Below are 22,943 nucleotides of genomic sequence, written 5' to 3'. Positions count from 1 at the left end.
GTGCCTGATGGTTACTCCGCCGGGTCGTAGGCCAGGCTGGGCATCAGCCAGCGCTCCGCCTCCGCCCGGGAGAGTCCTTTTCGAACAGCATAGTCCTCCACTTGATCCGCGCCAATTTTGCCGACAGCGAAGTAGCGGGATTCCGGGTGCGAGAAGTACCAACCGGACACCGCTGCGGCCGGATGCATGGCGAAGTGCTCGGTCAGCTGGATACCCGTGCTCTCCGGCGCCTTCAGCAGCTGGAACAGGGTCGCTTTCTCGGTGTGGTCCGGGCATGCTGGATAGCCCGGCGCGGGCCGAATGCCCCGATACCGTTCCTTGATTAGGTCCTCGTTGGCCAGGGCCTCGTCACGGGCATAGCCCCAGAATTCCCGGCGGACCCGCTCGTGCATGCGCTCGGCGAAGGCTTCGGCCAGGCGGTCCGCCAGGGCCTTGACCATGATGGCGTTGTAGTCATCGTGCCGGTCTTTGTACTCCTGGGCCAGTGCCTCGGCGCCGATGCCGGCCGTCACCGCGAACCCCCCCACGTAGTCCGCCTTGCCGGAGCCCTCCGGTGCCACGAAATCGCTTAGGGCCAGCATGGGCTTGCCCGGGGCCTTATCGTCCTGCTGGCGCAGGTGGTGCAGCACGGCGAGTTCGTCTTGCCGGGCGTCGTCGGTATACACCACGATGTCATCGCCGCGGCGGTTGGCCGGCCAGAAGCCGATCACCGCCCGAGCTTTCAGACGCTTCTCGTCCACCAGCTGGCGCAGGATTTTCTGGGCATCGTCGAACAGAGTACGGGCAGCCTCGCCCCGCTTGGGATCGTCAAAAATCGCCGGGTATTTGCCCGCCATGTCCCAGGAAATAAAAAAGGGTGTCCAGTCGATGTAGTCCACCAGTTCCGCCAAGTCATAGTCGTCGAAGACCCGGATGCCGGTGAAGGCCGGACGCGGCGGCTCATACGTCTCGAAATCCAGCTGCGGTGCGCGGGCGCGGGCTTCCTCCAGGGAGACCAGCTTCGTGCGTTCACCCCGGTTCTTGCGGCGCTCGCGGATTGCTTCGTATTCCCGGCGCGCGGCCGCCACGAATTCACCTTTGGCGGTCTTACTGAGCAGTTGTGAGGCCACATTGACGCAGCGGGAGGCGTCGGACACGTACAGTGCGATGTCGTTCTGGTACTGGGGCTCGATCTTGACCGCAGTGTGCGCCTTGGATGTGGTGGCGCCCCCGATCATCAGGGGAATGCGGAAGTCCTGGCGCTGCATTTCCCGGGCGACGTGTACCATTTCGTCAAGGGAGGGCGTAATCAGCCCGCTCAGACCAATGATATCGACCTGTTCCCGACGTGCGGTTTCCAGAATTTTTTCGCAGGGCACCATCACGCCCAGGTCGATCACTTCATAGTTATTGCACTGCAGCACCACGCCGACGATATTCTTGCCGATGTCATGCACGTCGCCTTTGACCGTGGCCATCAGGATCTTGCCCTTGGCCTGTTGGTCCTCGGTTTTTTCCGCCTCAATGTAGGGAATCAGATAGGCGACCGCTTGTTTCATGACCCGGGCGCTCTTGACCACCTGGGGCAGGAACATCTTGCCGTCGCCAAACAGGTCACCGACGACGTTCATGCCGTCCATGAGCGGGCCTTCGATGACTTCGATGGGGTGGCTGGCCCGCTGCCGGCAGGCTTCGGTGTCTTCCACGATGTAGGTGGTGATGCCTTTGACCAGCGCATGCTCCAGCCGTTTTTCCACCGGCCATTCACGCCAGGCCAGGTCTTCCTCCTGGGTCTTGCCCCCCTTGCCCCGGAATTTCTCGGCCACCTCCAGCAGGCGGTCGGTGGCATCCGCGCGCCGGTTCAGGACCACGTCCTCGACCCGCGCCTTCAGCTCCGGTTCGATTTCATCGTAGATTACCAGCTGGCCGGGGTTGACGATCCCCATGTTCATGCCTGCCTTGATGGCGTGGTAGAGGAACACCGAGTGAATGGCCTCACGCACCGCGTCGTTGCCCCGGAAGGAGAAGGAGACATTGCTGACACCGCCGGACACCGAGGCGTGCGGAAGGTTCTGGCGAATCCAGCGGGTGGCTTCGATGAAGTCCACGGCGTAGTTGTTGTGTTCCTCGATACCGGTGGCGATGGCGAAGATGTTCGGGTCGAAGATGATGTCGGCTGGATTGAAGCCGATGCCGGTCAGCAGCTCATAGGAACGCTGACAGATTTCGATTTTGCGCTGATAGGTATCCGCTTGGCCCTGTTCGTCGAACGCCATCACCACCACGGCGGCGCCGTAGCGCATGCAGTCCCGGGCCCGCTTGAGAAACTCCGCCTCGCCTTCCTTGAGGCTGATGGAGTTAACCACCGGCTTGCCCTGAATGCAGCGCAGCCCGGCTTCGATCACCTCCCATTTGGAGGAATCAATCATGATCGGAACGCGGGCGATGTCCGGCTCGGAGGCGATCAGGTTCAGGAAGGTGACCATCACATCCCGGGAGTCGAGCATGCCCTCGTCCATGTTGATGTCGATGATCTGGGCGCCGTTCTCCACCTGATCGCGGGCCACACTCAGCGCTTCCTCGTACTGCTCTTCCTTGATCAGGCGCAGAAAGCGTTTGGATCCGGTGACGTTGGTCCGTTCGCCCACGTTGATGAACAGGGTGCCGGCATCGCCAGTGAACGGCTCCAGGCCCGCGAGTCTCAGCGCCTTGGGCCGCTCGGGGATTTTTCGGGGCGGGTACTTGGCCACGGCCTGGGCAATGGCCTCGATGTGTTCCGGGCGGGAGCCGCAGCAGCCGCCAATGATGTTCAGGAAACCGTCCCGGGCGAAGCCTTCGATGATCTCCGCCATCTCCTCCGGGGTCTGGTCATATTCACCGAATTCGTTGGGCAGGCCGGCGTTGGGGTGAGCGGAGACGTAGGTTTCCGCCTTGTTGGCCAGCTCCTCCACGTACGGCCGCAGGGCGTCTGCGCCCAGTGCACAGTTCAGACCCACGGATAGGGGCTTAGCGTGGGCGATGGAGTTGTAGAAAGCCTCAGTGGTCTGGCCAGAAAGGGTACGGCCGGAGGCGTCAGTGATGGTGCCGGAAATCATGATCGGCAGTTCGACGCCGGAGTCCAGGAAGTATTGCTGGGTGGCGTAGATGGCCGCTTTGGCATTCAGCGTGTCAAAAATGGTTTCGATCAGGATCAGGTCGGCGCCACCTTCCACCAAACCGGACACCGCTTCGTAATAATTGTCCACCAGCGTCTGGAAATCGACGTTCCGGAACCCGGGATTGTTGACATCGGGGGAAATCGAGGCCGTTCGGGAGGTGGGGCCGACGGCTCCGGCCACAAACCGGGGTTTGTCGGGATTTCTCGTCGTGTATTCATCCGCGACCTCCCGGGCCAGACGGGCGGAAACCAGGTTCAGCTCCCGGGCCAGTGCCTCCATGCCGTAGTCCGCCTGGGACAGGCGCGTGGAGTTGAAGGTGTTGGTCTCGATGATGTCCGCGCCCGCATCCAGATACTCCGCGTGAATGTTGCGCAGCAGGGCCGGCTGGGTCAGGCACAGCAGGTCGTTGTTACCTTTGACTTCCCGGTCATAGTCCCGGAATCGCTCGCCACGGAAGTCGGCTTCGTCCAGCTTCTGGTTCTGGATCATGGTGCCCATGGCGCCGTCCAGTATGACGATGCGCTCGTTCAGGATCCTGTGCAGCTGTTCCAGGCGGGTCTTTCGGTCGGTCATAGAGCTTCTTCCGGCGGTCGTATATCGTCGTTTTTCCGTTGATGGCGCGGGATCATAGCAAACTTCAGGGATACGGTCGTAATACGGATCATCAAACCGTGGCCCGGTCCGGTACCAAAATTCCGACTATTTTACTTGGTCTTTTATGTTCCGGCGATCTCTCTTAAAATAGGAACCCAATGTTCCAACGGGTAGGAAAGATGGCACTGGTTACTGTTACCGACTCCGCGAGAGACTACCTCGCGCAACTGATCGAGAAGCAGGATGTCGAAGGCATGGGCGTCAGGATTTTCGTGACCCAGCCCGGCACCCGCAACGCTGAGACCTGCCTGGCGTACTGTCCTCCGAACGAAGTGGTGCCCACCGATGAAACGATGGATCTGGGCAAGTTCATCCTCTATGTCGACCACAACTCCGTGCCGTTCCTGGAAGACGCTTACATTGATTATGCCAAGGATCAGATGGGGGGGCAGCTGACCATCAAGGCGCCCAACGCCAAAGTTCCGAAAATCGACGACGATGCGCCGTTACCGGACCGCGTCAACTATGTGCTGGCATCCGAGATCAATCCCAACCTGGCGGCACACGGGGGCGAGGTGTCCCTGGTGGAGATTGTCGACGGTTCGGTGGCGGTGCTTCGGTTCGGCGGCGGCTGCCAGGGGTGCTCGGCGGTAAGCCTGACCCTCAAGCAGGGCGTAGAGACCACGCTCAAGGAACGGGTGCCCGAGATCACTGCGGTCAAGGATGTGACTGACCACTCCAACACCGAAAACGCCTACTATCAATAATCCCTGTCTCCCCAGCCCGCTCCGGAAGCCGGGGCGGGCTGCCGCAATTGCGTGCTTGCCCTGGCGTCGTGGCCAATGTCCGTGTCTTGCCTATCCGTCATGATGCGTTATCAAACTGAAAACGACGGTCCGTTACACTTCTTCGCCATCCACCACGGCCGGATGATCGTCGGAAGGCAAGCGCAGATTGAATCGGGGTAATGCTTGGTAGACCTAACACTCTTGTCGGTTCCCATCATGGCCGCCGTGACCGGCTGGGCAACCAACTGGCTGGCGATCCAGATGTCCTTTTACCCGGTACGTCCGCTGGGGCTTGGCCGCCTCGAATGGCAGGGGGTGATCCCCCGCAAGGCCGAAAAAATGGCTCACATCTGTGTGGACCGGACCCTGCAGGCGTTCGGTGATCTCAACGCGGTATACGAGGAACTGGAGCCCCGGCGCATCGTTGAGCAGGTGATCTCTCAGATCGGCCCTCGGGTGGATGAATACATCGACGAAATCATGTACCAGACCCATCCGGTGCTTTGGGACAACCTGCCACTGTTTCTCCGGAACCGGGTCTACGATTGGGCCCGGCAGCAGCTGCCATCGCGAATCGAGGCGCTGGTGGATGATTTCCGGGACGACCTGAATGACCTGGTCGACCTGAAGGCACTGCTCAGCCGGGAGCTGCGACGCCATCCGGATCTGATGAATCGCATCTTTCAGCAGGCCGGCTCGGTGGAGTTGAAGTCGGTAATCCACCTTGGCGCTGTCATCGGTGGCTTGCTGGGGGCGGCCCTGGTGCCGCTCTGGAGTCGATTCCCAGAGCCTTGGGTGCTGCCGGTGGGGGGCTTCCTGGTGGGTTTTCTGACCAACTGGCTGGCCATTCACCTGATCTTCAGCCCGGCCATGCCCCGGAGGTTCCTGTTCTGGAACGTTCAGGGCTTGTTCCTGAGGCGTCAGCCGGAAATCAGTGAGGTGTGGGCTAGGTTGGTGGCGGAGGAGCTGATCACCGTCGAGCGCGTGGCCGACGCCATGATCCACGGTGCCCAGGGCGACCGGACCCGTGCCATGATCCAGAAACATCTGCGCCCCCTGCTGGACAGCTCACCGGCGATGCGCCTGATGGCCCAGGTCTCCGTCGGCGTGACCGGCTACACCGAGCTGAAAAAAGCGATGTATCAGACCGCCGTGAATGCGACTGGAGAAGTGTTCGCCGATCCCGCCTTCAATCGGGAGCGGGCCCCGGTCGTGGCGAGGGTGCTGGCGGGCCAGATGAAGGCGCTGGAGCCGGAGGCGTTTCAGGGCATTCTCCGGCCCGCCTTTCAGGAGGAAGAATTCCGGCTGATGGTGGTGGGCGGCGTGTTCGGAGCCCTGGCGGGGCTGCTCCAGTTTGCCTTCCTCGGCCATCTGCCGTTCTGAACCCCTACAGGCAGTTGGTGGGCCGGGGCAGGCCGGCTATCCTGCAGGCCGTCTTGGCGGGCGTGCCAGGGAACAGCTGCATCAGGTAGATACTGTTTCCCTTTGTCTCGCCAAAGCGCTCCTTGACGGCTTTCACGAACAGCCGGTTCGAAGGCGGAGAAACTTCATGCTCTTTGTAGAAATCTCTAAGGAACTTTATGATTTCCCAGTGATTTTCTGTAAGATCAATGTGCGCCTCGGCGGCAAGAGCCTGCGCCACCTCCGGCGTCCACTCCCAGGCATTCTCCAGAAAGCCTTCGTTGTTTCTGGTTGGCAGCGTTGCGTTGTCCATAGTCACCAGCTGATTACGCGCCGGGCTTTGGCGGTCAGTGCCACCATGCCGGCATAGTCCGTGGTTTCGATGCGTTGGCCCGTGCTGACCTCCAGTCCCCGAGCCCGGAGGTCCGGGGCGAGTGCGAGGCAGGGCACATCCGCGGCCAGCGCCTTCAGGCCTGTGGCCAGTACGGCATCCTCGATCAACAGCAGGGTGTCGCCAGGCGCCAGCATCGCCAGGCAGCGTCGGAATCTCGGATGGTCGGGCGCCTTGTTGACGATGTGCAGTGTTTGGATCTCGTGCATGGTGCGTTCCTAACTGGCAAAGGCAATGTGGTCGAAGCCGGCCAGAAGCGCCGCGTCCGCGGTGACCCGGGTGACCCCGTCCAGCAGGCGGTCTTCGCTCAGGCCGTAGGTCTGGCAGGCTCCGTCGTCCGCGAGCAGTGCCTCGACGCCAAAGACCGGCGCTGCCAACAGGTTCCGTTCCGCCGACTTCTGCCGAATGTCTTCCGGGGCTTGGCCCTTGCGTAGCCAATGGACTCCGGCGTCCAGGAACAGCAGGCTGACTTCCTGGTCGAATGCGGCCAGGGAAAAGACCATGTCCAAAGCCTCCCGGCCACCCCAGCTGCCGTAGGGAGGGGTATCAACGATGATCAGGGTACGACTCATGCTCAGCGTGCTCCGTGGAAGTACAGGACCCGGGAATCGCCTCGTTGGGCCTCAACCCACTCGCCCAGTCCGGCAATGATGAACGGCGGGCGGAGGTTGCTGGCGGTCAGTTCGTGGCGTTTCCGCTCGTTTTCGTCGACCAGGCCCCGGCGCAGCGCGGAAGCGATGCAGACAATGCCGGGGATCCCTTCCGACGTCAGAAATTCCGCCCAGACCCTCGGCCAATGGCTTTCGTCGGACGGGGGCGCGGTCAGTGCGGAGGCCAGCTGCACCCCGTCGCCGTACAGGAATACGCGCTTGATTCGATGGCCGCTGGCCCGCGCCGCCCGGGCGAATTCAAGGGCGGTTTGCGGCGCCTGGGAGGCATAGGGCGCGCCGGTGATGACAAGGGTATAGGACTGTGGTGTGACTTCCTGCATGGGGCTCAACCGGGGTTGTCGGGAAAGGTGTTCAGTTTACCTAACGTAAAAGCCCCGGCAAGGCCGGGGCTCAGACAGTTCCTGTTTGCCGTGGAGCTGGTTGCGGTCAGTCTTCGCCGCTGAAGGCGGCCAGCAGTTGCAGCAGGCTCAGGAACAGGTTGTAGATGGAAACGTAAAGGCCGACGGTGGCCAGGATGTAGTTGCGTTCGCCACCCTTGATGATCTGGCTGGTCTCGAACAGGATCATCAGTGACGCGAACACCGTAAAGCCTGCGGAAATGGCCAGCTGCAGCGCGGAGCTTTGCATGAAGATCGCCAGCACCATGGCACCGAGCAGCACGAAGGCGCCGGCGGTCAGGAAGCTGGACATGAAGCTGAAATCCTTGCGGGTAATGATCGCCGTGGCCGAGAGTCCCACGAAGGCAATCGCGGTGAGGGCCAGGGCCTGGGCCACGATCTGGGATGCGCCGGCGGCCACGAACGCGCCGATGATGGGGCCCAGGGTGTACCCCATGAAGCCAGTCAGGGCGAAGGTCGTTACAATGCCCCAGGGGCTGTTCTTCAGTTTGTAGGTGGCGAACAGGAGTGCCACGTAGCCCACGATGGTCACGAGGAAGCCCGGGTGGGTTCCGTTCATGTTCAGGAAGGCGGTTACGGCAGAGAATGCCAGGGTCATGCCGAGCAACATATAGGTGTTGCGCAGCACCTTCATGGCTTCGGCGTCAATGCCGGTGGTTGTCGCGCGCTCGGCCTGGGATACAGAATACGCACCCTGGTTGTGCTGAACGCCGAATCGTCTGTCTTCCATTGTCATCTCCGTTTCAGTAACGACTGGGTCTGTTGGTAACAATCATAATGTCCGATTCTCAACTTTCAATCATTTACGACAGAAAAGCGCCGTCTGGATTCCATTAAAACGAGTTAATGTTTGAGCCCCGTTCATTTTATGCAGGGCGTTGACAGGGCAGGGAATTCCGGTATCATGCACACCGCTGTCGTGATCGCGGCGGCGTTCCAGACGGTGGGCTGGCAGAGTGGTTGAATGCAGCGGTCTTGAAAACCGCCGAAGGTGATGAGCCTTCCCGGGGTTCGAATCCCTGGCCCACCGCCATTTTTCCTTTCTTTGTACGTACGCTTTCCCTGCAGTTGTCAGCTGGACGCTCCTGTCCCGGCCGCTCCCTTGATTTTTTGCTCTTGGCCCCGACCGTAGGGCATCATGGACCTGTTTCTGGAGGAGGTGCCTATGAGCCAGTCGTCGGATGAGAAAGCGCTTGAGCGGGACAACCGAAAGTTCTCGGTGTCCGCGAATCGCGGGCAGGCCCGGGCCAGGATTCGCTATGTGGAAACCGGGGGCGCGGCGGTAGACCTGGGTGAGTGTACCTTCTGTCAGGCCGTACCGTCGCTGGACGACAAAGAAGGAGTCAGAGCTGATCCAGAGGCCGACCGGGATAGTTCGCGTTCTTGATCGCCGTGGCCCGCTGCTGACGCTGGGCCAGCGTTTCCGGACGGTTATCGGGCAGCGTCCAGCCTTTTAGGTTCTCCTCGATCAGCTTCACCAGTGCCTCTATGTGTCCGGGCGTTGCATTCAGCGCCGGGATGTAGCTGAAGCTTTCACCGCCGGCGTCCAGAAAGTAGCCGCGGTTTTCCTCGTTGATCTCTTCAATGGTTTCCAGGCAGTCGGAGGAGAAGCCCGGGCAGAACACGTCCACGGATCTCACCCCCTGGCCCGGCAGCGCCTTCATGGTTTCGTCGGTGTAGGGCTGGAGCCACTCTTCGCGCCCGAAACGGGACTGGAAGGTGGTGATGTAATCCTCGTCGGAGAGCCCCAGGCGGTCTGCCAGCAGGCGGGAAGTCTTGTGGCATTCGCAGTGATAAGGGTCGCCCTGGAGCAGGTACCTGAACGGCACGCCATGGTAGGACAGCACCAGTTTTTCCTTGCGACCATGATTGGCCCAGTGCGCCTCGATGTGGCGGGCCATCGCCTCGATGTAGGGCGGGAAGTCGTGGTAGTGAGCGACGAAGCGCAGGTCCGGTAACCAGCGGCGCCGGGTGAAGTCCGCCGCCAGTGCATCGAAGGTCGAGCCGGCGGTGGATGCCGAGTACTGGGGATACAGCGGCAGCACCAGCAGTTTGCTGACGCCCTGGGCCTGAAGTTCATCCAGAGCGGTGGCGATGGACGGGTTGCCGTAGCGCATGGCAAAGGCGACCACAAGGTTCTGGCCATGACTCTCCCGGAGGGCCTCCCGTATCCCCTCGGCCTGCCTGGCGGTATGGAGCAGCAGGGGCGAACCCTCCGGCTGCCAGACCTTGGCATAGGCCGCTGCGCTCCGGCGTGGGCGTACACGCAGAATGATGCCGTGCAGGATCAGCCACCACAGTGGACGCGGTGCCTCCACGACCCTCGGGTCCCACAGGAATTCCGCCAGGTAACGCCTCAGGGCGGAGGGGGTTGGGGCATCCGGCGTGCCCAGGTTGGTGATCAGTATACCAATGCGTTCCGTCTGACCGTGCTGGAAATTCCGTATGCCTTTGTACTTCATCAAGCCTTTCCTGCGGGTGCACCCCTGGGGGGCTGGTGGTTAACTCGATTTTCGGGCGTGCTGTGCGATCCTCGGCTCCAGGCCGGACAGGTCATAGCCTGCGCCACGGGCCCTCTGGATGATTTCCAGGGCCGGCAGGGTCGGCGCCGAGCTAAGCGCCCAGAGGATGGTGCAGCGCGTGCCCGACCGGCAGAAGGCCAGTACGGGCTTTTCCGCGCCCTGGATCATCGGCGCAAAGCGCTCGACGTCTTCGTCGGTAATGTTACCGGAGGCCACCGGCAGATACACCCAGTCGAGCCCATGGGCCTTGGCGGCCGCTTCGATCTCCGCCATCGAGGGTTGGCCAGGTTCCTCCCGGTCGGGACGATTGGCGACCAGAGTCTTGAAGCCTAGCCGTGCGATCTCGGCAACATCCTCCACTCGGATTTGCGGTGAGACTGAGAGCGAGTCGTCGATCTTGCGGATATCCATGGTGTTCCTCCGGAAACGTCGTGCGCTTAAGGTATCAGAAATCGTCAGGATTTGGCCCGGTTGCGTTCGATGATCTCGAAGATGGCCATGCCGGCCACCATTGAGGCAACGAACACGGCGGCCTTGGCTTCGCCAGCGCCGAGCGCAACCAAACCGGGGCCAGGGCAGAAGCCGGCGATTCCCCAGCCGACTCCGAACACAAGGCTACCAAGGACAAGCCGTTTGTCGATATGGTTGTGGCTGGGGACCTTCATGTTGAAGCCGAGGAATGACAGGGTGCGTCGGCGGGCAACCGTGAAAGCCACGATGCCGACGATGATGGCGCCGCCCATGACGAAGGCGAGGGAGGGGTCCCAGAGGCCAGCGATGTCCAGGAATCCCAGCACCTTTTCCGGGTTGGCCATGCCGGATACGATCAGGCCAAGACCGAACAGCAGACCTGCAAACAGTGAGGCAATGGAATACTTCATGGTGACTAGACTCCAAGCGCGTGACGAAGGATATAGACGGTGATGAAGCCGGCGGCCATGAAGCTCAGTGTGGCAACCAGCGAACGTGGAGACAGCCGGGACAAGCCGCAGACGCCGTGGCCGCTGGTGCAGCCGGACGCATAGCGGGTGCCCAGCCCGACCAGCAGGCCGGCGATGATCAGGGCCGGATAACCGGCCTCGATCCGGATGGCAGGCCATTCGCCTCCCAGCCACCACACCGCGGGTGCGCCGATCAGTCCAACCAAAAAGGCAATCCGCCAGGCGATGTCACCCCGGGAGGGGGAAAGCAGGCCGCCGAGAATACCGCTGATTCCCGCGATCCGGCCGTTCAGCAGCAGAAAGCTGGCGGCCGCCAGCCCAATGAGGATGCCGCCGGCCAAAGCCGACCAAGGAGTGAAGTGACTCCAGGCAATATCGATCATTCAGCAACTCCGAATCTGACGAATGGTTGATTTGGAATAAGCTTATAAATATGGGCGATATTACCATAAAAAAAGCCCGGCGAAGGATGCCGGGCAGAGGCGTGCGAGTAGTATCCATGAAAGACTTCCAGACAAACCGACATCCATCAGATGCCGGTAATGGGAAGTATTGACTATATTTTGAACAGTTCAAGAAACGCCCCCCACGCTTTGAAAACATTTTTTCATATCGGGTGCGTGGTTATACTGCGGCCTTTACTGATGCGGCTTCCCGGCCGACTGCAATCGCCCCCGGGCTGTAATACAATGGCGGTCCCGACGCACACCCTGCGAGGAAACGGCATGTCTGACGAAAAAAACCGCAAACCCGAGAGCGACTCCCAGCTGGCCGACAGGATCAAGGATTCCGCCCGGCAGATCTGGCTGGCCGGGTTGGGCGCCTACACCAAGGCGGAGGAAGACGCCGGGCGCTTCTTTGAGCGCCTGGTGCAGGAAGGAGAGCAGTTGGAGAGCAAAACCCGGGGCGTGGTCGAGAAGCAGATCAAGTCCGTGGAAGACCGCGTGGAGGGCGTACGGGAACGGGCCTCCGGCACCTGGGACAAGCTTGAAACCATGTTTGATCAGCGGGTATCCGGTGCGCTCCGCCGACTGGGTATCCCCCGCCGGGAGGACATCGAGGCGCTGCAACGCCGGATCGATGCTCTGGAAGCGGAACTCCGCCGTCTGCGAGGCGGGGAGGATGAAGAAGAGTAGTCAGCAGCGGTAGTCCTGACTGATCAGTCGGAGCTGCTCGTGCTCTTCCGGCGACAGGTAAGGCTGGATCAACCGCAGCATCTGGTAGACACCCCGCCCAGGATCCACCGACTCCCGTTCATCCAGATGGGATAGGGAGTCAAAACTAACCCAGTAACAGGATGTTAGGGTTAACTGTTCACATAGGGAATCAAGTTCCTCCTCGGCAATGGCCATGGTTCCCTGGGCCTGAAAGCTCAGACAAACCCGCTGGAAAGCGCGTCGCTTCCGGCTCAGCAGGCGCTGGAATCCGGGCTGAAGCTGGGGGTAGCGTGACAGTACGTTGACCAGGTCCTGATAGAGAAACCGGTAGCGGGCCACGGTCTCGAACAGTACATGTGCGAAGAATCCGTACTGGTCCAGGCTGATGACGGCATCGTCCGGTACGGCCAGAAGCTCCGCCATTTCGCTTTCGAAACGTTCATACAGCTCCGTGACGATGTCGCCCTTGCTCTTGAAGTGGTAGTAGAGGTTGCCCGGGCTGATCTCCAGCTCGTCGGAGATCAGCAAAGTGGTGACGTTGGGCTCGCCGATGCTGTTGAACAGCATCAGGCTGGCATCGAGAATGCGGTCACGTGTTTTATTTTTTTTCATGGGGCGCCCGGACGCGCGTCGGATCAGAGGTCGAAGCGGGCCCAGACCGGACAGTGGTCCGATGGCCGCTCCATGGCGCGAATCTCGTAGGATACCCCAGCGTCGACGGCTTTCTCCAGCAGGCCATCGCTCGCGAGGATCAGGTCGATACGCAGTCCCCGTTTGGGTTCCCGCTCAAAACCACGGCTGCGGTAGTCGAACCAGCTGAAGGTCTCGGTTTCGTCCGGGTGCAGATGGCGGAACACATCGGTCAGCCCCCGGCTTTCCACTTGGCTCAGCCACTCCCGTTCTTCCGGCAGAAAACTGCATTTACCGGTCCGCAGCCAGCGCTTGCGGTTGTCCTCACCAATACCGATATCCTTGTCGGTGGGGGAGATGTTCATGTCGCCCATCACCAAGATATGACCACCCTCCGCGCGGATGTCGTCCAGATAGCGCATCAGGTCGGCGTAGAACTTCTGCTTGGCCGGAAACTTGACCGGGTGGTCCCGGCTCTCGCCCTGGGGGAAGTAGCCGTTGATGACGGTCAGTTTCTGACCGTTGACGGTAAAGTGGCCGGTGATCAGCCGGCGCTGGGAGTCCTCGCCGTCCCAGGGGTAGCCCTTGAGCACGCTGTCCGGCTCCTCCCGCGACAGCAGGGCCACGCCGTAATGGGTTTTCTGACCATGGAAATGAACCCGGTAGCCGAGCTGGTGAATTTCCTCGACGGGAAACTGTTCGTCCTGCACCTTGGTTTCCTGAAGGCCGATCACATCCGGTTGCAGGTCCCTGACCACGGCTTCGAGTTGATGCAGTCGGGTGCGAATGCTGTTGACGTTGAAAGACACAAACATCATGACTTCGGAGTCTCCGGGGGAATTTCCCGGGAGTTTAACACAACCGTCCGGCGCTGCCCCCGCCGGTCCCGGGCGGCTATTCAGGGGTCGGGCGTGCGGCACGTCGGTTGGCCGGCTTGGCCATTACCAAGTGGGCTACGCCAATCGCCCGTTCGCTGAAACCCGCCTCGCAATAGGCGAAATAGAAGTGCCAGAGCCGCTGGAAGACCGGGTCATACCCCAGCGTTTCCAGTTCCTGATGGCGCGCCATGAAGCGGCGGCACCAGTCGCGCAGGGTCCGGGCATAGTGATCGCCAAAATCTTCAAGATGGGTCAGCACCAGGTCCGACTCGCGGCCCATCGAGGCCAGGATGGCGCCGAATGAAGGAATGAAACTGCCCGGGAAAATGTAGCGCTGGATGAAATCCACATTCTTCAATGCCCGCGGGTAGCGTTGTTCCGGCATGTTGATTGCCTGGATCAGGGCCCGTCCGCCTGGCTTCAGCAGGTGACTGATCCGGGATAGGTAGCTGTCGAGGAACTGTGGTCCCACCGCCTCAATCATTTCGATGGAGACCAGCTTGTCGTACTGGCCGTCCAGATCCCGGTAGTCCTTGAACAGCAGCGTAATCCGGTCCGCCAGTCCTTCGGCGTGCACCCGGGCCCGGGCCAGTTCCAGCTGTTCCCGGGAAATGGTCGTTGTCGTGACTCGGCAGCCATAATGCTTTGCCGCGTGAATGGCGAACCCGCCCCAGCCGGTGCCGATTTCGATCACCCGATCCTCCGGGCGCAGATCCAGTTTCCGGCAAATGATATCGAGTTTGTGGACGGCCGCTTGTTCCAGAGTCGCATCTTCATGGGGGTAGATGGCAGCGGAGTACATCAGGGTCGGGTCCAGGAACAGCCCGAACAGCTCATTGCCCAGATCGTAGTGGGCGCTGATGTTCTTGCGGGCACCTTCCGGGGTGTTGCGATTCAGCCAGTGCAGGGCTTTGAGCGCCGGTTTGCTGACCCAGGCAAACCGGTCTTCAAAGCGGTTCATGGTGTCGATATTGCGGGAAAAGAAGCGGAGCAGGGCGGTCAGGTCCGGAGAGCTCCAGTCGCCCGCCACATAGGACTCCGCGGCGCCAATGCTGCCGCCGGTCACCAGGTCCCGCCAGGCACTGGGGTTGCGAATCACCAGCTCGGCCTGGGGGTAGCGTTCGTCGCCATCGCCGAACACGAGCTCGCCACCGCCGGCGTCCCGGATCACCAGGCGGCCATGGCCAAGCTGCGACAATTGCAGGCAAACGAGTTTTTTCGCCGTGCGGCTGATCAATGAAAGCCGCTGGCGGCCGCTGCGAGGGTGATCAATCGAGGTATTCAGGTTCTCCATGAGCTGACCCTTCCTGCCGAATCGGGGGTGTCCTGTGCGGTTGGTGACTTTTCCGTGACGTCCCGGCCCCGATCCTCGGCGCCGAGCCGGTATGTACCGTCGCTCCTGTCGAGTGTGTCCGGGTGAGGGTGGAATGGAGCCCCCTTGAGCTTCAGTATCAGGGCGTTCCAGTAAATGCCGGCCATGCCTTTGAGGGTTTCCAGGGGAAACCGCCTCAGGCTCCGGTGCAGAGTTTTACGATCAAGAGGGGTGCGCCGGACCACCAACGTGGCATCAAAGTGCTTGCGGCCGTCCTCCTCCACGTTCATGTGAATGCGCATCTCCCCGCCCCGAAAACCGAATAGCCACCGGTACTGCTGGTTCATGCCGTTGAAGGGAGATACATGGAAACGCTTGCTGAATGCAAACCGCTCGATATGCCAGGCGTGATCCGAACCGGCTACCGCCGGACGGCATTCCAGGCAATAAACGTGGCGCTGCTGCCAGGGCGTATTGGTGATCTGGGCGACAATCACCCGGGGTGTGGCGCCTGCTGCCGGGTTACACCCGCGTTCATAGCACAGGTAGAAGCTGACCGGGTTGAAGATGTAGCCGAGATAGCGCGGGTGGGTGACCAGCTCGACCGGACCGTCCGGAGCCCAGCCGGTGGCGCTTTTTACGCGGTTGAATACCGCTTGGCGCAGGCTGGGTACTTCCGGATCCAGGTAGTCCCGGCGGTACAGTCCCAGCCAGTTGAACCGTTCCTGGGAAAAGAGCGGGCTGATCCTGGTCACGGTTGGCCAGTCGTCAAGGTCCAGGGCGAGCATGCCGATGTTGTAGCGAAATTCGTGCTGGACCGGGAAGTTGCGGCGATGTCTTATCGTGCCTTCAAGCCATTGACTGGCCATGGTCAGAGCTCCACCCCAAAGGTCCGGGTAACCCGCAGCGCACTGCGTACACCATCCTCATGAAAGCCGTTGAACCAGTAGGCGCCGCAAAAGTGGGTACGGTTCCGGTTGCCGATGTCGTCGTAACGCGCTTGCGCACCAACCGCTTCGGGCGTAAACACCGGATGGTGGTAGGTAAACCGTTTGATCACCTTGTCGGGACGGATCTCCTGGCTGCGGTTCAGCGTGACACAAAAGGTCTCGGGGGCGTCGTCAAAATTCTGAAGGATATTCATGTTGTAGGTCACGGAGACGGGCTGGCCGCTGTGTTTGGGGATGGCGTAGTTCCAAGCGGCCCAGGCCCGGCGGTTGGAGGGCAGAACACGGGCGTCGGTATGCAGCACCACGTCATTTTTCTGGTAGCTGATGGCGCCCAGGACCTGTCTTTCGGCGTCGGAGGCGTCGTCCAGCATGGCCAGTGCTTGGTCGCTGTGGCAGCCGAAGATGACTTGGTCAAACCGGTGTGCCTTGCCGTTGGCCACAACGGTCACGCCGTCCGCATCGCGTTTGACGGAGGTGACCGGGCTGTTCAGGTGGGTGCGCTCGCCCAGCCGTTCCATCATCCTGTGTACGTAGGTTGCGGAGCCCCCTGAAATGACACGCCAGGTGGGGCGGTCATCCACCGACAACATGCCGTGGTTATTGAAGAACTGCAGGAAGAAGCGGATGGGGAATCGTTCAAGGACGATCTCGGGCGCCGACCAGATCGCCGCGCCCATGGGCACAATGTAGTAGTTGCGAAAATAGCGGCTGTAGCCGTTGCGGTCGAGGTAGTCTCCCAGCGTCTCGTCGTCCGGTATGATGCCGGCGGACAGGTCTGTGCGGGTTTCCCTGTTGAACCGCAGGATTTCACGGACCATGTTCAGGAAGTTCAGGTTGAACAGGTTCCGGCGCTGGGCGAACAGGGTGTTCAGGCGGGTCCCGTTATATTGCAGGCCGGTGGCGTGGCAATCGACGCTGAAACTCATATCACTGATTTCGGAGGTTACGCCGAGCCGATCCATCAGCCGGATGAAATACGGGTAGGTCCAGTCGTTGAACACAATGAAGCCGGTGTTCACCGGCCAGGTGCGGCCACCCGCCTCAACCGGCTCGGTGTTGGTGTGGCCACCGGCGTAGTCACCCGCCTCGAACAGCTGCACGTCGTGGTTGTCGGCCAGCAGCCAGGCTGCGGTCAAACCCGAGACCCCGGCGCCAATCACGGCAACACGCTGTCGTTGCGGGGTCGTGCGCGGTCTTTCCATCGAGGTGCGGCTCATCCCGCCTTCCCCTTTGCCCAGCGAATCACGCCACCCAGAACCGGCAGGTTCTCATACAACAGCTGGCCGGCATCGAAATAGTCTCGGTGGTACCGGACTTTGCCGTTCCGGATCTCCAGATGGCTGAGGCCATCCACCAGCACCGGCTGGCCGCCGCGGATACGCTTGTGCTCCAGCTCCATCACCCAGGGCAGAGCGCACCGGTGCTGTTGCAGCACGGGCTCCCCAAAACGAAACCGGCAGCGGATGACGTTACCGTAGGCCCCTGCGAGGTACTCGGTCAGTTGCTCAAGTCCCGTAACCCGGCGAAACGGGTCCTCAAACACGATGTCATCGCCGTAAACTTGCCGGAGCCTGTCCAGGTTGTCCTTGCTCAGCTCGTTGAAAAGCTGACGGAAACGCTCCAGCACCCCGGACAGCTGGGATTCCGGCGCTCCGGTTTTGATGGCGGAGGCAGGCGTCGTCATGGGCGGTTTCTCCTCTGTTTGTCCAGCTCCCGGGTTTCTTTCCGGATGTGAGCCGGGATCGGATTGAGGTCCCAGATGATGCCGAGTTTGGCAAGCAACCAGAGGCCATACCAGGTCACGTCGATTTCATACCAGCGAAACCCCTGACGCGCGGACTGGGGCCAACGGTGGTGATTGTTGTGCCAGCCTTCGCCCAGGGTGATCAGGGCCAGCCAGACGTTGTTGCGGCTGTCATCGTCGGTGTCGAAGCGTCGCTGGCCCCAGATATGCGCTAGGGAATTGATCGAGACCGTGGCGTGGAACAGTACGACGGTTGAGATGAAAAATCCCCAAGTCAGCAGTTGCAGTCCATCGGTGTCCAGCCCCGGAGCCCAGCGGGCCAGTGCTTCGCCAAGTAGGTAAATGCCGATAGCGCAGATTGCGGGTACCAGTGAGTCGAAGCGGTTGATCAGCCTCAGTTCCGGAAATTTCAGCCAGTCGCGGACACGCCGTTCATCCATGGCGAAACCCGCGTCGCAGGTGAACCAACCCAGATGAGACCACCAGAACCCGCCTTGGCGGGGGGAATGCAGGTCCTGCTCTCGGTCGGAGTGCTGGTGGTGGTGACGGTGATGCGCCGCCCACCACAGGGGACCACGCTGGGCCGCGCTGGCGCCGAGAATGGCAAACACACACTGTGCCGTACGGCTGGTTTTGAAGGTCTTGTGGGAGAAATACCGGTGATAGAAGCCGGTGATCGCAAACATCCGCACCAGGAAAAAGGCAATGGCGAAAGCCACGGCGAAAGGGCTGACACCGGTATGAAAGGCCAGCAAGCAGGCAAGGTGGAGGGCGATGAAGGGCAGCACCCGTACCCAGTTCAACGTTCGGGACCCCGTGTCCAGGTGATCGCAACCTGCCTCGGAGTCGAACCATCTCAGAATGTTTGTTAACCAACGATTTGCTTGGGTCATATATCCGCATACGTGACGTAACACTCGACACCACATCCTTACGCAACATCGAGGGGATTGGTTCAGAGTGGAGAACACGGTAGCGGCAATGGGGGGCGGCTCGGCCCCCGACCGGAAGTCTCTCGCTATTCGGCCAGATCGGCGGGCGCTGTTTCCGCCACCTCCGGCCGCCGGTAGAAGTGGGTGATGGTGCCATCACGGAATTTACTGAAAAACGCGCTGACCTCGGTAATCTTACGCAGCGACCGGCAACGGGTTACCGGGTCCCGAACCAGCACCTTCAGGCCGTTGAAATTATCTTGGATGTTGGAGAACCGGGCCCGCATGGAACAGGTGACCACCCGGTCCGGGTCCAGATCCAGCTCCCGGGCCAGCCAGGCACAGTGACGGGCGATGTCCTTGGCCGTGAGATCCTCGCGGGTATCGAGATGATCCAGCTTGACCCGGTTGACGATGCAGAACGAATAACTGCCGGGGTTGCGCCGGGCCACCTTGCGAAAGGCCTCCCAGAAGAAGCTGTCGGTGAGCTCGGCGAACAGGCGCATGTCGCTCAGGCAGGTGTCGATCCAGGCAAAGTTCTCCGGGTCCTCCAGCACTTCATTGATGGCTTCCCGCAGCAGCCAGTCGAATCCCAGTGCGGTTTTGTGAGCGTACACCTTGCGGTACATCTGGTAGCGGCTGTAAACGAAATCCTCCAGTGCTCCCAATCCTTTCTGGGTGATCGCCAGGCCCAGCCAGGGTTCCTCGGCGTCCCAACCGAACCGGAAATTGGTGACCAAGTGATCGAGATTGAGCCCGCCGATGGTGACGGAGGAATGGAATCCGTCCCGCAGCATGTAATCGGCGCGATCCGCGTCGATTTCCCCGGACACGATGGACGAGAGCAACCCCATGACCAAGCGGGGAATGTTGTCCCGGGTCAGTGACCCGGACTCTGCCTGCTCGCCGGCGATGAACTGCCAAAAGGTGAGGGCGTGACGGCAGAAGGTGTCGCTGGGGCGAACTTCGGTGGTTTCCATAATGCCGATGACGTCGCGACGATCCAGCCCGGCGGCGTCCAGGTCCACCGAGCTGAGCACCTCATGGGCCACCCGAACAGAATAATGCTCGTGTTCCAGTTCCTCCGGCTCGGTGCGGTAGTACTGACGGTAGTCGGCCCCCCGCCACAGCTCCTGGAAGCGGTCACCGCGGGACATCAGCTCCCGGATCCGGCGGGCCTGGGTGAACTGGTGGGAAAAGCTGGAATGGCCGCTGTCGTGCAGAAGGCAGGCCAGCCGGATGGTTTTAACCAGATAATCGATGGCGTCCAGCTGGCTCAGGCTGAGATCGGCGTGCTCGCTCAGCTGACGCTCACGCAGGTAGGCATCGATCATGGCGCGGAACATCCGCGCCCCCACATGCATCACGCCGACGCTGTGCAGGAAGCGGGAGTGGGTGGCTCCCGGGAACACCAGGCTCAGGATGTCGTTCTGGCAGATGTTGCGCAGGCGCTGGAACAACGGATGGTCGATGACCTGGATCTCGTGCCGGTACAGGGGGATGCCGCCGTGCACCGGGTCCATGATCAGTTTGTCGTAGGCACCCAGTAGGTCGTTTACTGCACGTCGCATGGCGCGGAATCCCCCAAATATTCACGAAACTGGCCTTGTTATATCACAACGCCGTGCCAGAATAGGCTTAACCAACCCATCATGTCGTTTATGGTAGTTTAAGGCAGCCGCCATGACAGCGCGCACCGAGCGCATACTGATTATCGACGCCGACGAGGCCGCCCGGGCCGACCTTTCCCGATATCTGGAAACCCGTGGATTTTACGTGACAGGGTGCTCGAGCCGTGCCGCCGCCCAAGGCGAGGTGAGCGACGACAGCACCGTGCCGGATGTGATTTTCGCCGATCTCCAACCGGACGGCATCCGGGAGCTGGCGGGCCAGCTGGAGGAAAAGGACGCCTTCATTCCCATCGTGGCCTGTTCCGACAGCACGTCCAGCGTCGACGTGGTGAACGCCCTGAGGGCGGGCGCCTCGGACTTCGTCCTGAAGCCCTACACCGACGACAAGGGCGCCCTGGACGACGTGATCGGCAAACTGCTGGACCGGGTCCGGGTCAACCGGCTGAATCAGCTGTACCGGCAGGAGCTGGAGGAAGCCAACCGCGACCTGCGGGACGGCATCGCCGAACTGCGCGCCGACCAGCGGGCCGGGCGCAAGGTTCAGCTTAAGATGCTGCCGGACCGGGAGCAGGTGACCGGCGGCCTGTACGTCGACCACCTGATCAAGCCGTCGCTGTACCTCAGTGGCGACTTTCTCGACTATTTCCGGATTTCCGAGGACAAGCTGCTGGTGTATATCGCCGATGTTTCCGGCCACGGTGCCAGCTCCGCCTTTGTCACGGTGTTGCTCAAGAACCTGACCAACCGGCTTCAGCGCAACCTCCGGCGCGGCTCCAGTGACGACATCCTATACCCCCAGCGATTTCTGGAGCGGATCAACTCGGAGCTGCTGGACACCGGGCTGGGCAAGCATGTCACAGTGTTCGTCGGCATCATCTCGGAAGCCGAGCGCACCCTGCAGTACGCGGTGGGGGCGCATTTCCCGATGCCGATCCTGTCGTTCGAGGGCGGAGAAACCGCGTATCTGGAGGGCAGCGGACTGCCGGTGGGGCTGTTCGAGAAGCCGGATTGGGAAGTGTACGAGGTGTCCCTGACCCGACCATTCCATCTGTTGCTGTTTTCCGATGGCATCCTGGAGGTAATACGCGCAAAATCTCTGGATGAAAAGGAGAAGACGCTACTTGAACTCGTGTCGGGAGGTCGTCACACTATCGCCTCCCTGAACGAGGCGCTGAGTCTGGACGGGATGACTGAACTTCCGGACGATATCGCGATCGTAACGGTTACGGACACGATGAGTCCGTCAGTTAGCACGTCCCCTGATTAGTGGCAGTGTGGAAAATGACCGGTTACAAGATCCTGCAGGCTGAAAAACAGGGCATTTACGTCCTGAAGTTCATTGGTGAAATCCGGCTGAACCTGTGTTCGACGCTGGACAATCTGGTTGAGTCCATCACCCAGGATCCGAACTTCAAGACTGTGGTGATCGACCTGACCGAAACCGAAATCATCGACAGCACCACACTGGGCCTGCTGGCCAAGATCGCCCTGGCGGCGCAGAAACAGAGTCATTTCCTGCCGACACTGATTTCCACCAATCCCGATATCACCCGCATCATCACGTCCATGGGGTTCGACAAGATCTTCATCATTGTCCGAGAACCCGCCTCCCGAATTGAAGAGCTGGAAGAGATTCCGGTCCTGAAGGCCAGCGAGCAGCAGGTCCGGGACAAGGTCCTGGACGCCCATCGGGTCTTGATGGGCATGAACAGCAAGAACCGGGAAGAATTCAAGAACCTTGTCCGTGCCCTGGAGTGCGAAGAGCACGGCTGATCCGCAAGAACAAGACGGAAACACTATGCCTGAGAAGACAATGGTCCCGTCTTCCTCACCGGGCAAGGCGGTGCGTGACATCGCCGTCCTGGGGGGCGGGAGTTTTGGTACCGCCATGGCTAAGGTGCTGGCGGAAAATGGTCACCGCGTGCATTTCTGGATGCGCGATGCCCAGCAGGCCGAGGAAATTCGAAACACCGGCATCAACAGCCGCTACATGCCCGGCGTCGTCCTGGCGGGGGAGATCGAACCCACCACCGACTTTGCCGGTGCCGTCTCCCGCGCCGAAGTGGTGTTCGTCGCCATACCCAGCAAGGCGTTTCGCTCGGTGATCCGCGAACACAGTACCGATTTCCACGACGGCCAGATTGTCGTCAGCCTGACCAAGGGCATCGAGGCCCAGGGCTTCAAGCTGATGAGCGAAATCCTTCAGGAGGAAATCCCCCGCTGCCGTATCGGCGTGCTCAGTGGCCCCAACCTCGCATCGGAAATCGTCAGCCGGGACCTCACCGCCACGGTGATCGCCGCCAAGGACCCAGACGTCCGCCGTACCGTGCAGGACCTGCTCGGCTGCGAATACTTCCGGGTTTACGCCAACGTCGACGTCTACGGCGTTGAGCTCGCCGGTGCCCTGAAAAACATCTACGCCATCGTTGCCGGTTTGGCGTCGGCGCTGGACATGGGGGAAAACGCCAAGGCGATGCTGATCACCCGGGGGTTGGCGGAAATGAGCCGCTTCGCGGTCAGCCTGGGCGCCAACCCGATGACGTTCATGGGATTGGCCGGCGTGGGTGACCTCATCGTAACCTGCACCTCCTCCAAGAGCCGGAATTTCCGGGTCGGCTACGCCGTGGGCAAGGGGCAGAAACTGGACGACGCGGTTCAGGAACTGGGGCAGGTGGCCGAGGGGATCTACACCCTCAAACTGGTCAAGGAAAAGTCCGAGGCCATCGGTATCTACATGCCCCTCGTCCGTGGCCTGTATGAAATCCTCTACGGTTCGGCCTCGATCAAGGCGGTGATTAGCAGTCTGATGATGGCGGTCCAGAACTCGGACGTGGAATTCATCTTGCCGCGCACCATCCAGTAACCC

At 61.0% G+C, this 22,943-nt stretch carries 24 protein-coding genes and 1 tRNA gene; 7 read left to right on the top strand and 18 right to left on the bottom strand.

What is annotated here, in order from left to right; genetic code table 11:
- Window positions 1-11: 11 nt before the first annotated feature.
- A complete protein-coding gene (gene metH / locus BTO32_RS07810) occupies window positions 12-3,710 on the bottom strand; it encodes a methionine synthase (RefSeq protein ID WP_076724057.1) in 3,699 nt (1,232 codons plus the stop codon).
- Between the two features lie 200 nt (window positions 3,711-3,910).
- Between metH and nfuA the strand changes: the two genes are divergently transcribed.
- Window positions 3,911-4,498, top strand: coding sequence for a Fe-S biogenesis protein NfuA (gene nfuA / locus BTO32_RS07805; protein ID WP_076724056.1), 588 nt, complete (start codon window positions 3,911-3,913; stop codon window positions 4,496-4,498).
- Between the two features lie 237 nt (window positions 4,499-4,735).
- Window positions 4,736-5,902, top strand: coding sequence for a DUF445 domain-containing protein (locus BTO32_RS07800; RefSeq protein ID WP_076724055.1), 1,167 nt, complete (start codon window positions 4,736-4,738; stop codon window positions 5,900-5,902).
- A 4-nt stretch (window positions 5,903-5,906) separates the two neighbouring features.
- Here the strand turns inward: BTO32_RS07800 and BTO32_RS07795 are convergent, their stop codons facing one another.
- The 5 genes from BTO32_RS07795 to BTO32_RS07775 form a co-directional block, all read right to left on the bottom strand.
- Window positions 5,907-6,233, bottom strand: a complete 327-nt coding sequence (locus tag BTO32_RS07795) for a TusE/DsrC/DsvC family sulfur relay protein (RefSeq protein ID WP_076724054.1) — start codon at window positions 6,231-6,233, stop codon at window positions 5,907-5,909.
- Window positions 6,234-6,235: 2 nt separating this feature from the next.
- Window positions 6,236-6,520, bottom strand: coding sequence for a sulfurtransferase complex subunit TusB (gene tusB / locus BTO32_RS07790; RefSeq protein ID WP_076724053.1), 285 nt, complete (start codon window positions 6,518-6,520; stop codon window positions 6,236-6,238).
- Window positions 6,521-6,529: 9 nt separating this feature from the next.
- Complete coding sequence (locus tag BTO32_RS07785) at window positions 6,530-6,883, bottom strand: DsrE family protein (protein ID WP_076724052.1); 354 nt, start codon at window positions 6,881-6,883, stop codon at window positions 6,530-6,532.
- A 2-nt stretch (window positions 6,884-6,885) separates the two neighbouring features.
- A complete protein-coding gene (gene tusD / locus BTO32_RS07780; RefSeq protein WP_076724051.1) occupies window positions 6,886-7,302 on the bottom strand; it encodes a sulfurtransferase complex subunit TusD in 417 nt (138 codons plus the stop codon).
- Between the two features lie 106 nt (window positions 7,303-7,408).
- Window positions 7,409-8,110 (bottom strand): Bax inhibitor-1/YccA family protein, encoded by a 702-nt coding sequence (locus BTO32_RS07775; RefSeq protein ID WP_076724050.1) that lies wholly within the window; start codon window positions 8,108-8,110, stop codon window positions 7,409-7,411.
- A 212-nt stretch (window positions 8,111-8,322) separates the two neighbouring features.
- Between BTO32_RS07775 and BTO32_RS07770 the strand changes: the two genes are divergently transcribed.
- Window positions 8,323-8,413: transfer RNA gene (locus BTO32_RS07770), tRNA-Ser, on the top strand.
- 310 nt (window positions 8,414-8,723) lie between these two features.
- On the opposite strand, the gene hemH is transcribed toward BTO32_RS07770, so the two are convergent.
- From hemH to BTO32_RS07745, 4 genes are read right to left on the bottom strand one after another with little or no spacing between them, the layout of a single operon-like run.
- Window positions 8,724-9,842, bottom strand: coding sequence for a ferrochelatase (hemH, locus tag BTO32_RS07760; protein WP_076724049.1), 1,119 nt, complete (start codon window positions 9,840-9,842; stop codon window positions 8,724-8,726).
- Between the two features lie 39 nt (window positions 9,843-9,881).
- Window positions 9,882-10,313: a protein tyrosine phosphatase family protein gene (locus BTO32_RS07755; RefSeq protein ID WP_076724048.1), complete on the bottom strand. Its 432-nt coding sequence runs from the start codon at window positions 10,311-10,313 to the stop codon at window positions 9,882-9,884.
- 44 nt (window positions 10,314-10,357) lie between these two features.
- Window positions 10,358-10,783, bottom strand: a complete 426-nt coding sequence (locus BTO32_RS07750; RefSeq protein WP_076724047.1) for a YeeE/YedE family protein — start codon at window positions 10,781-10,783, stop codon at window positions 10,358-10,360.
- Window positions 10,784-10,788: 5 nt separating this feature from the next.
- The gene (locus BTO32_RS07745; RefSeq protein WP_076724046.1) at window positions 10,789-11,226 is read right to left on the bottom strand and encodes a YeeE/YedE family protein; all 438 of its coding nucleotides are present in this window, start codon (window positions 11,224-11,226) and stop codon (window positions 10,789-10,791) included.
- A 342-nt stretch (window positions 11,227-11,568) separates the two neighbouring features.
- On the opposite strand from BTO32_RS07745, the gene BTO32_RS07740 reads away from it, so the two are divergent.
- Complete coding sequence (locus tag BTO32_RS07740) at window positions 11,569-11,979, top strand: phasin family protein (RefSeq protein WP_076724045.1); 411 nt, start codon at window positions 11,569-11,571, stop codon at window positions 11,977-11,979.
- On the opposite strand, the gene BTO32_RS07735 is transcribed toward BTO32_RS07740, so the two are convergent.
- From BTO32_RS07735 to BTO32_RS07700, 8 genes are all read right to left on the bottom strand, one after another.
- Complete coding sequence (locus tag BTO32_RS07735) at window positions 11,980-12,612, bottom strand: TetR/AcrR family transcriptional regulator (protein WP_076724044.1); 633 nt, start codon at window positions 12,610-12,612, stop codon at window positions 11,980-11,982.
- Window positions 12,613-12,635: 23 nt separating this feature from the next.
- Window positions 12,636-13,448, bottom strand: a complete 813-nt coding sequence (xthA, locus tag BTO32_RS07730; protein WP_076724043.1) for an exodeoxyribonuclease III — start codon at window positions 13,446-13,448, stop codon at window positions 12,636-12,638.
- A gap of 76 nt (window positions 13,449-13,524) precedes the next feature.
- Window positions 13,525-14,802 (bottom strand): SAM-dependent methyltransferase, encoded by a 1,278-nt coding sequence (locus tag BTO32_RS07725; protein ID WP_076724042.1) that lies wholly within the window; start codon window positions 14,800-14,802, stop codon window positions 13,525-13,527.
- Window positions 14,790-15,689, bottom strand: coding sequence for a DUF1365 domain-containing protein (locus BTO32_RS07720; protein ID WP_076724041.1), 900 nt, complete (start codon window positions 15,687-15,689; stop codon window positions 14,790-14,792). The genes BTO32_RS07725 and BTO32_RS07720 overlap by 13 nt, the downstream gene beginning before the upstream one ends.
- Window positions 15,690-15,691: 2 nt before the next feature.
- On the bottom strand, window positions 15,692-16,972 hold the full coding sequence (locus tag BTO32_RS07715) for an NAD(P)/FAD-dependent oxidoreductase (RefSeq protein WP_076724162.1): 1,281 nt from the start codon (window positions 16,970-16,972) through the stop codon (window positions 15,692-15,694).
- Between the two features lie 11 nt (window positions 16,973-16,983).
- Window positions 16,984-17,454, bottom strand: coding sequence for a nuclear transport factor 2 family protein (locus tag BTO32_RS07710; RefSeq protein WP_076724040.1), 471 nt, complete (start codon window positions 17,452-17,454; stop codon window positions 16,984-16,986).
- Window positions 17,451-18,407, bottom strand: coding sequence for an acyl-CoA desaturase (locus BTO32_RS07705; RefSeq protein WP_076724039.1), 957 nt, complete (start codon window positions 18,405-18,407; stop codon window positions 17,451-17,453). The genes BTO32_RS07710 and BTO32_RS07705 overlap by 4 nt, the downstream gene beginning before the upstream one ends.
- Before the next feature lie 125 nt (window positions 18,408-18,532).
- Window positions 18,533-20,017, bottom strand: coding sequence for an HD domain-containing protein (locus tag BTO32_RS07700; protein WP_076724038.1), 1,485 nt, complete (start codon window positions 20,015-20,017; stop codon window positions 18,533-18,535).
- 112 nt (window positions 20,018-20,129) lie between these two features.
- Here BTO32_RS07700 and BTO32_RS07695 point away from each other — a divergent pair, with 112 nt between their 5' ends.
- Genes BTO32_RS07695 through BTO32_RS07685 form a run of 3 tightly spaced genes read left to right on the top strand, consistent with a single transcriptional unit; the run spans window position 20,130 to window position 22,940 of the window.
- On the top strand, window positions 20,130-21,344 hold the full coding sequence (locus BTO32_RS07695; protein ID WP_076724037.1) for a PP2C family protein-serine/threonine phosphatase: 1,215 nt from the start codon (window positions 20,130-20,132) through the stop codon (window positions 21,342-21,344).
- Between the two features lie 14 nt (window positions 21,345-21,358).
- A complete protein-coding gene (locus BTO32_RS07690) occupies window positions 21,359-21,850 on the top strand; it encodes an STAS domain-containing protein (RefSeq protein WP_076724036.1) in 492 nt (163 codons plus the stop codon).
- A 25-nt stretch (window positions 21,851-21,875) separates the two neighbouring features.
- Entirely contained in the window at window positions 21,876-22,940 is a 1,065-nt protein-coding gene (locus tag BTO32_RS07685; protein WP_076724035.1) for an NAD(P)H-dependent glycerol-3-phosphate dehydrogenase, read from the top strand.
- The last annotated feature ends 3 nt before the right edge of the window (window positions 22,941-22,943 follow it).

It is taken from the genome of Marinobacter lutaoensis (assembly GCF_001981305.1).
Lineage (GTDB): Bacteria > Pseudomonadota > Gammaproteobacteria > Pseudomonadales > Oleiphilaceae > Marinobacter > Marinobacter lutaoensis.
The sequence above is the reverse complement of the archived record's forward strand: the minus strand, read 5'-3'. Positions and strand labels throughout refer to the sequence as shown.

Coding starts and splice junctions, on each gene's coding strand:
- BTO32_RS07715 (WP_076724162.1), bottom strand. CDS start 16,972: ATGGAAAGACCGCGCACGACCCCGCAACGACAGCGTGTTGCCGTGATT.
- BTO32_RS07720 (WP_076724041.1), bottom strand. CDS start 15,689: ATGGCCAGTCAATGGCTTGAAGGCACGATAAGACATCGCCGCAACTTC.
- BTO32_RS07705 (WP_076724039.1), bottom strand. CDS start 18,407: ATGACCCAAGCAAATCGTTGGTTAACAAACATTCTGAGATGGTTCGAC.
- BTO32_RS07735 (WP_076724044.1), bottom strand. CDS start 12,612: ATGAAAAAAAATAAAACACGTGACCGCATTCTCGATGCCAGCCTGATG.
- BTO32_RS07785 (WP_076724052.1), bottom strand. CDS start 6,883: ATGAGTCGTACCCTGATCATCGTTGATACCCCTCCCTACGGCAGCTGG.
- BTO32_RS07750 (WP_076724047.1), bottom strand. CDS start 10,783: ATGAAGTATTCCATTGCCTCACTGTTTGCAGGTCTGCTGTTCGGTCTT.
- BTO32_RS07755 (WP_076724048.1), bottom strand. CDS start 10,313: ATGGATATCCGCAAGATCGACGACTCGCTCTCAGTCTCACCGCAAATC.
- BTO32_RS07695 (WP_076724037.1), top strand. CDS start 20,130: ATGACAGCGCGCACCGAGCGCATACTGATTATCGACGCCGACGAGGCC.
- BTO32_RS07700 (WP_076724038.1), bottom strand. CDS start 20,017: ATGCGACGTGCAGTAAACGACCTACTGGGTGCCTACGACAAACTGATC.
- BTO32_RS07740 (WP_076724045.1), top strand. CDS start 11,569: ATGTCTGACGAAAAAAACCGCAAACCCGAGAGCGACTCCCAGCTGGCC.
- nfuA (WP_076724056.1), top strand. CDS start 3,911: ATGGCACTGGTTACTGTTACCGACTCCGCGAGAGACTACCTCGCGCAA.
- BTO32_RS07775 (WP_076724050.1), bottom strand. CDS start 8,110: ATGGAAGACAGACGATTCGGCGTTCAGCACAACCAGGGTGCGTATTCT.
- BTO32_RS07725 (WP_076724042.1), bottom strand. CDS start 14,802: ATGGAGAACCTGAATACCTCGATTGATCACCCTCGCAGCGGCCGCCAG.
- tusB (WP_076724053.1), bottom strand. CDS start 6,520: ATGCACGAGATCCAAACACTGCACATCGTCAACAAGGCGCCCGACCAT.
- BTO32_RS07710 (WP_076724040.1), bottom strand. CDS start 17,454: ATGACGACGCCTGCCTCCGCCATCAAAACCGGAGCGCCGGAATCCCAG.
- BTO32_RS07795 (WP_076724054.1), bottom strand. CDS start 6,233: ATGGACAACGCAACGCTGCCAACCAGAAACAACGAAGGCTTTCTGGAG.
- tusD (WP_076724051.1), bottom strand. CDS start 7,302: ATGCAGGAAGTCACACCACAGTCCTATACCCTTGTCATCACCGGCGCG.
- BTO32_RS07685 (WP_076724035.1), top strand. CDS start 21,876: ATGCCTGAGAAGACAATGGTCCCGTCTTCCTCACCGGGCAAGGCGGTG.
- hemH (WP_076724049.1), bottom strand. CDS start 9,842: ATGAAGTACAAAGGCATACGGAATTTCCAGCACGGTCAGACGGAACGC.
- metH (WP_076724057.1), bottom strand. CDS start 3,710: ATGACCGACCGAAAGACCCGCCTGGAACAGCTGCACAGGATCCTGAAC.
- BTO32_RS07690 (WP_076724036.1), top strand. CDS start 21,359: ATGACCGGTTACAAGATCCTGCAGGCTGAAAAACAGGGCATTTACGTC.
- xthA (WP_076724043.1), bottom strand. CDS start 13,448: ATGATGTTTGTGTCTTTCAACGTCAACAGCATTCGCACCCGACTGCAT.
- BTO32_RS07800 (WP_076724055.1), top strand. CDS start 4,736: ATGGCCGCCGTGACCGGCTGGGCAACCAACTGGCTGGCGATCCAGATG.
- BTO32_RS07745 (WP_076724046.1), bottom strand. CDS start 11,226: ATGATCGATATTGCCTGGAGTCACTTCACTCCTTGGTCGGCTTTGGCC.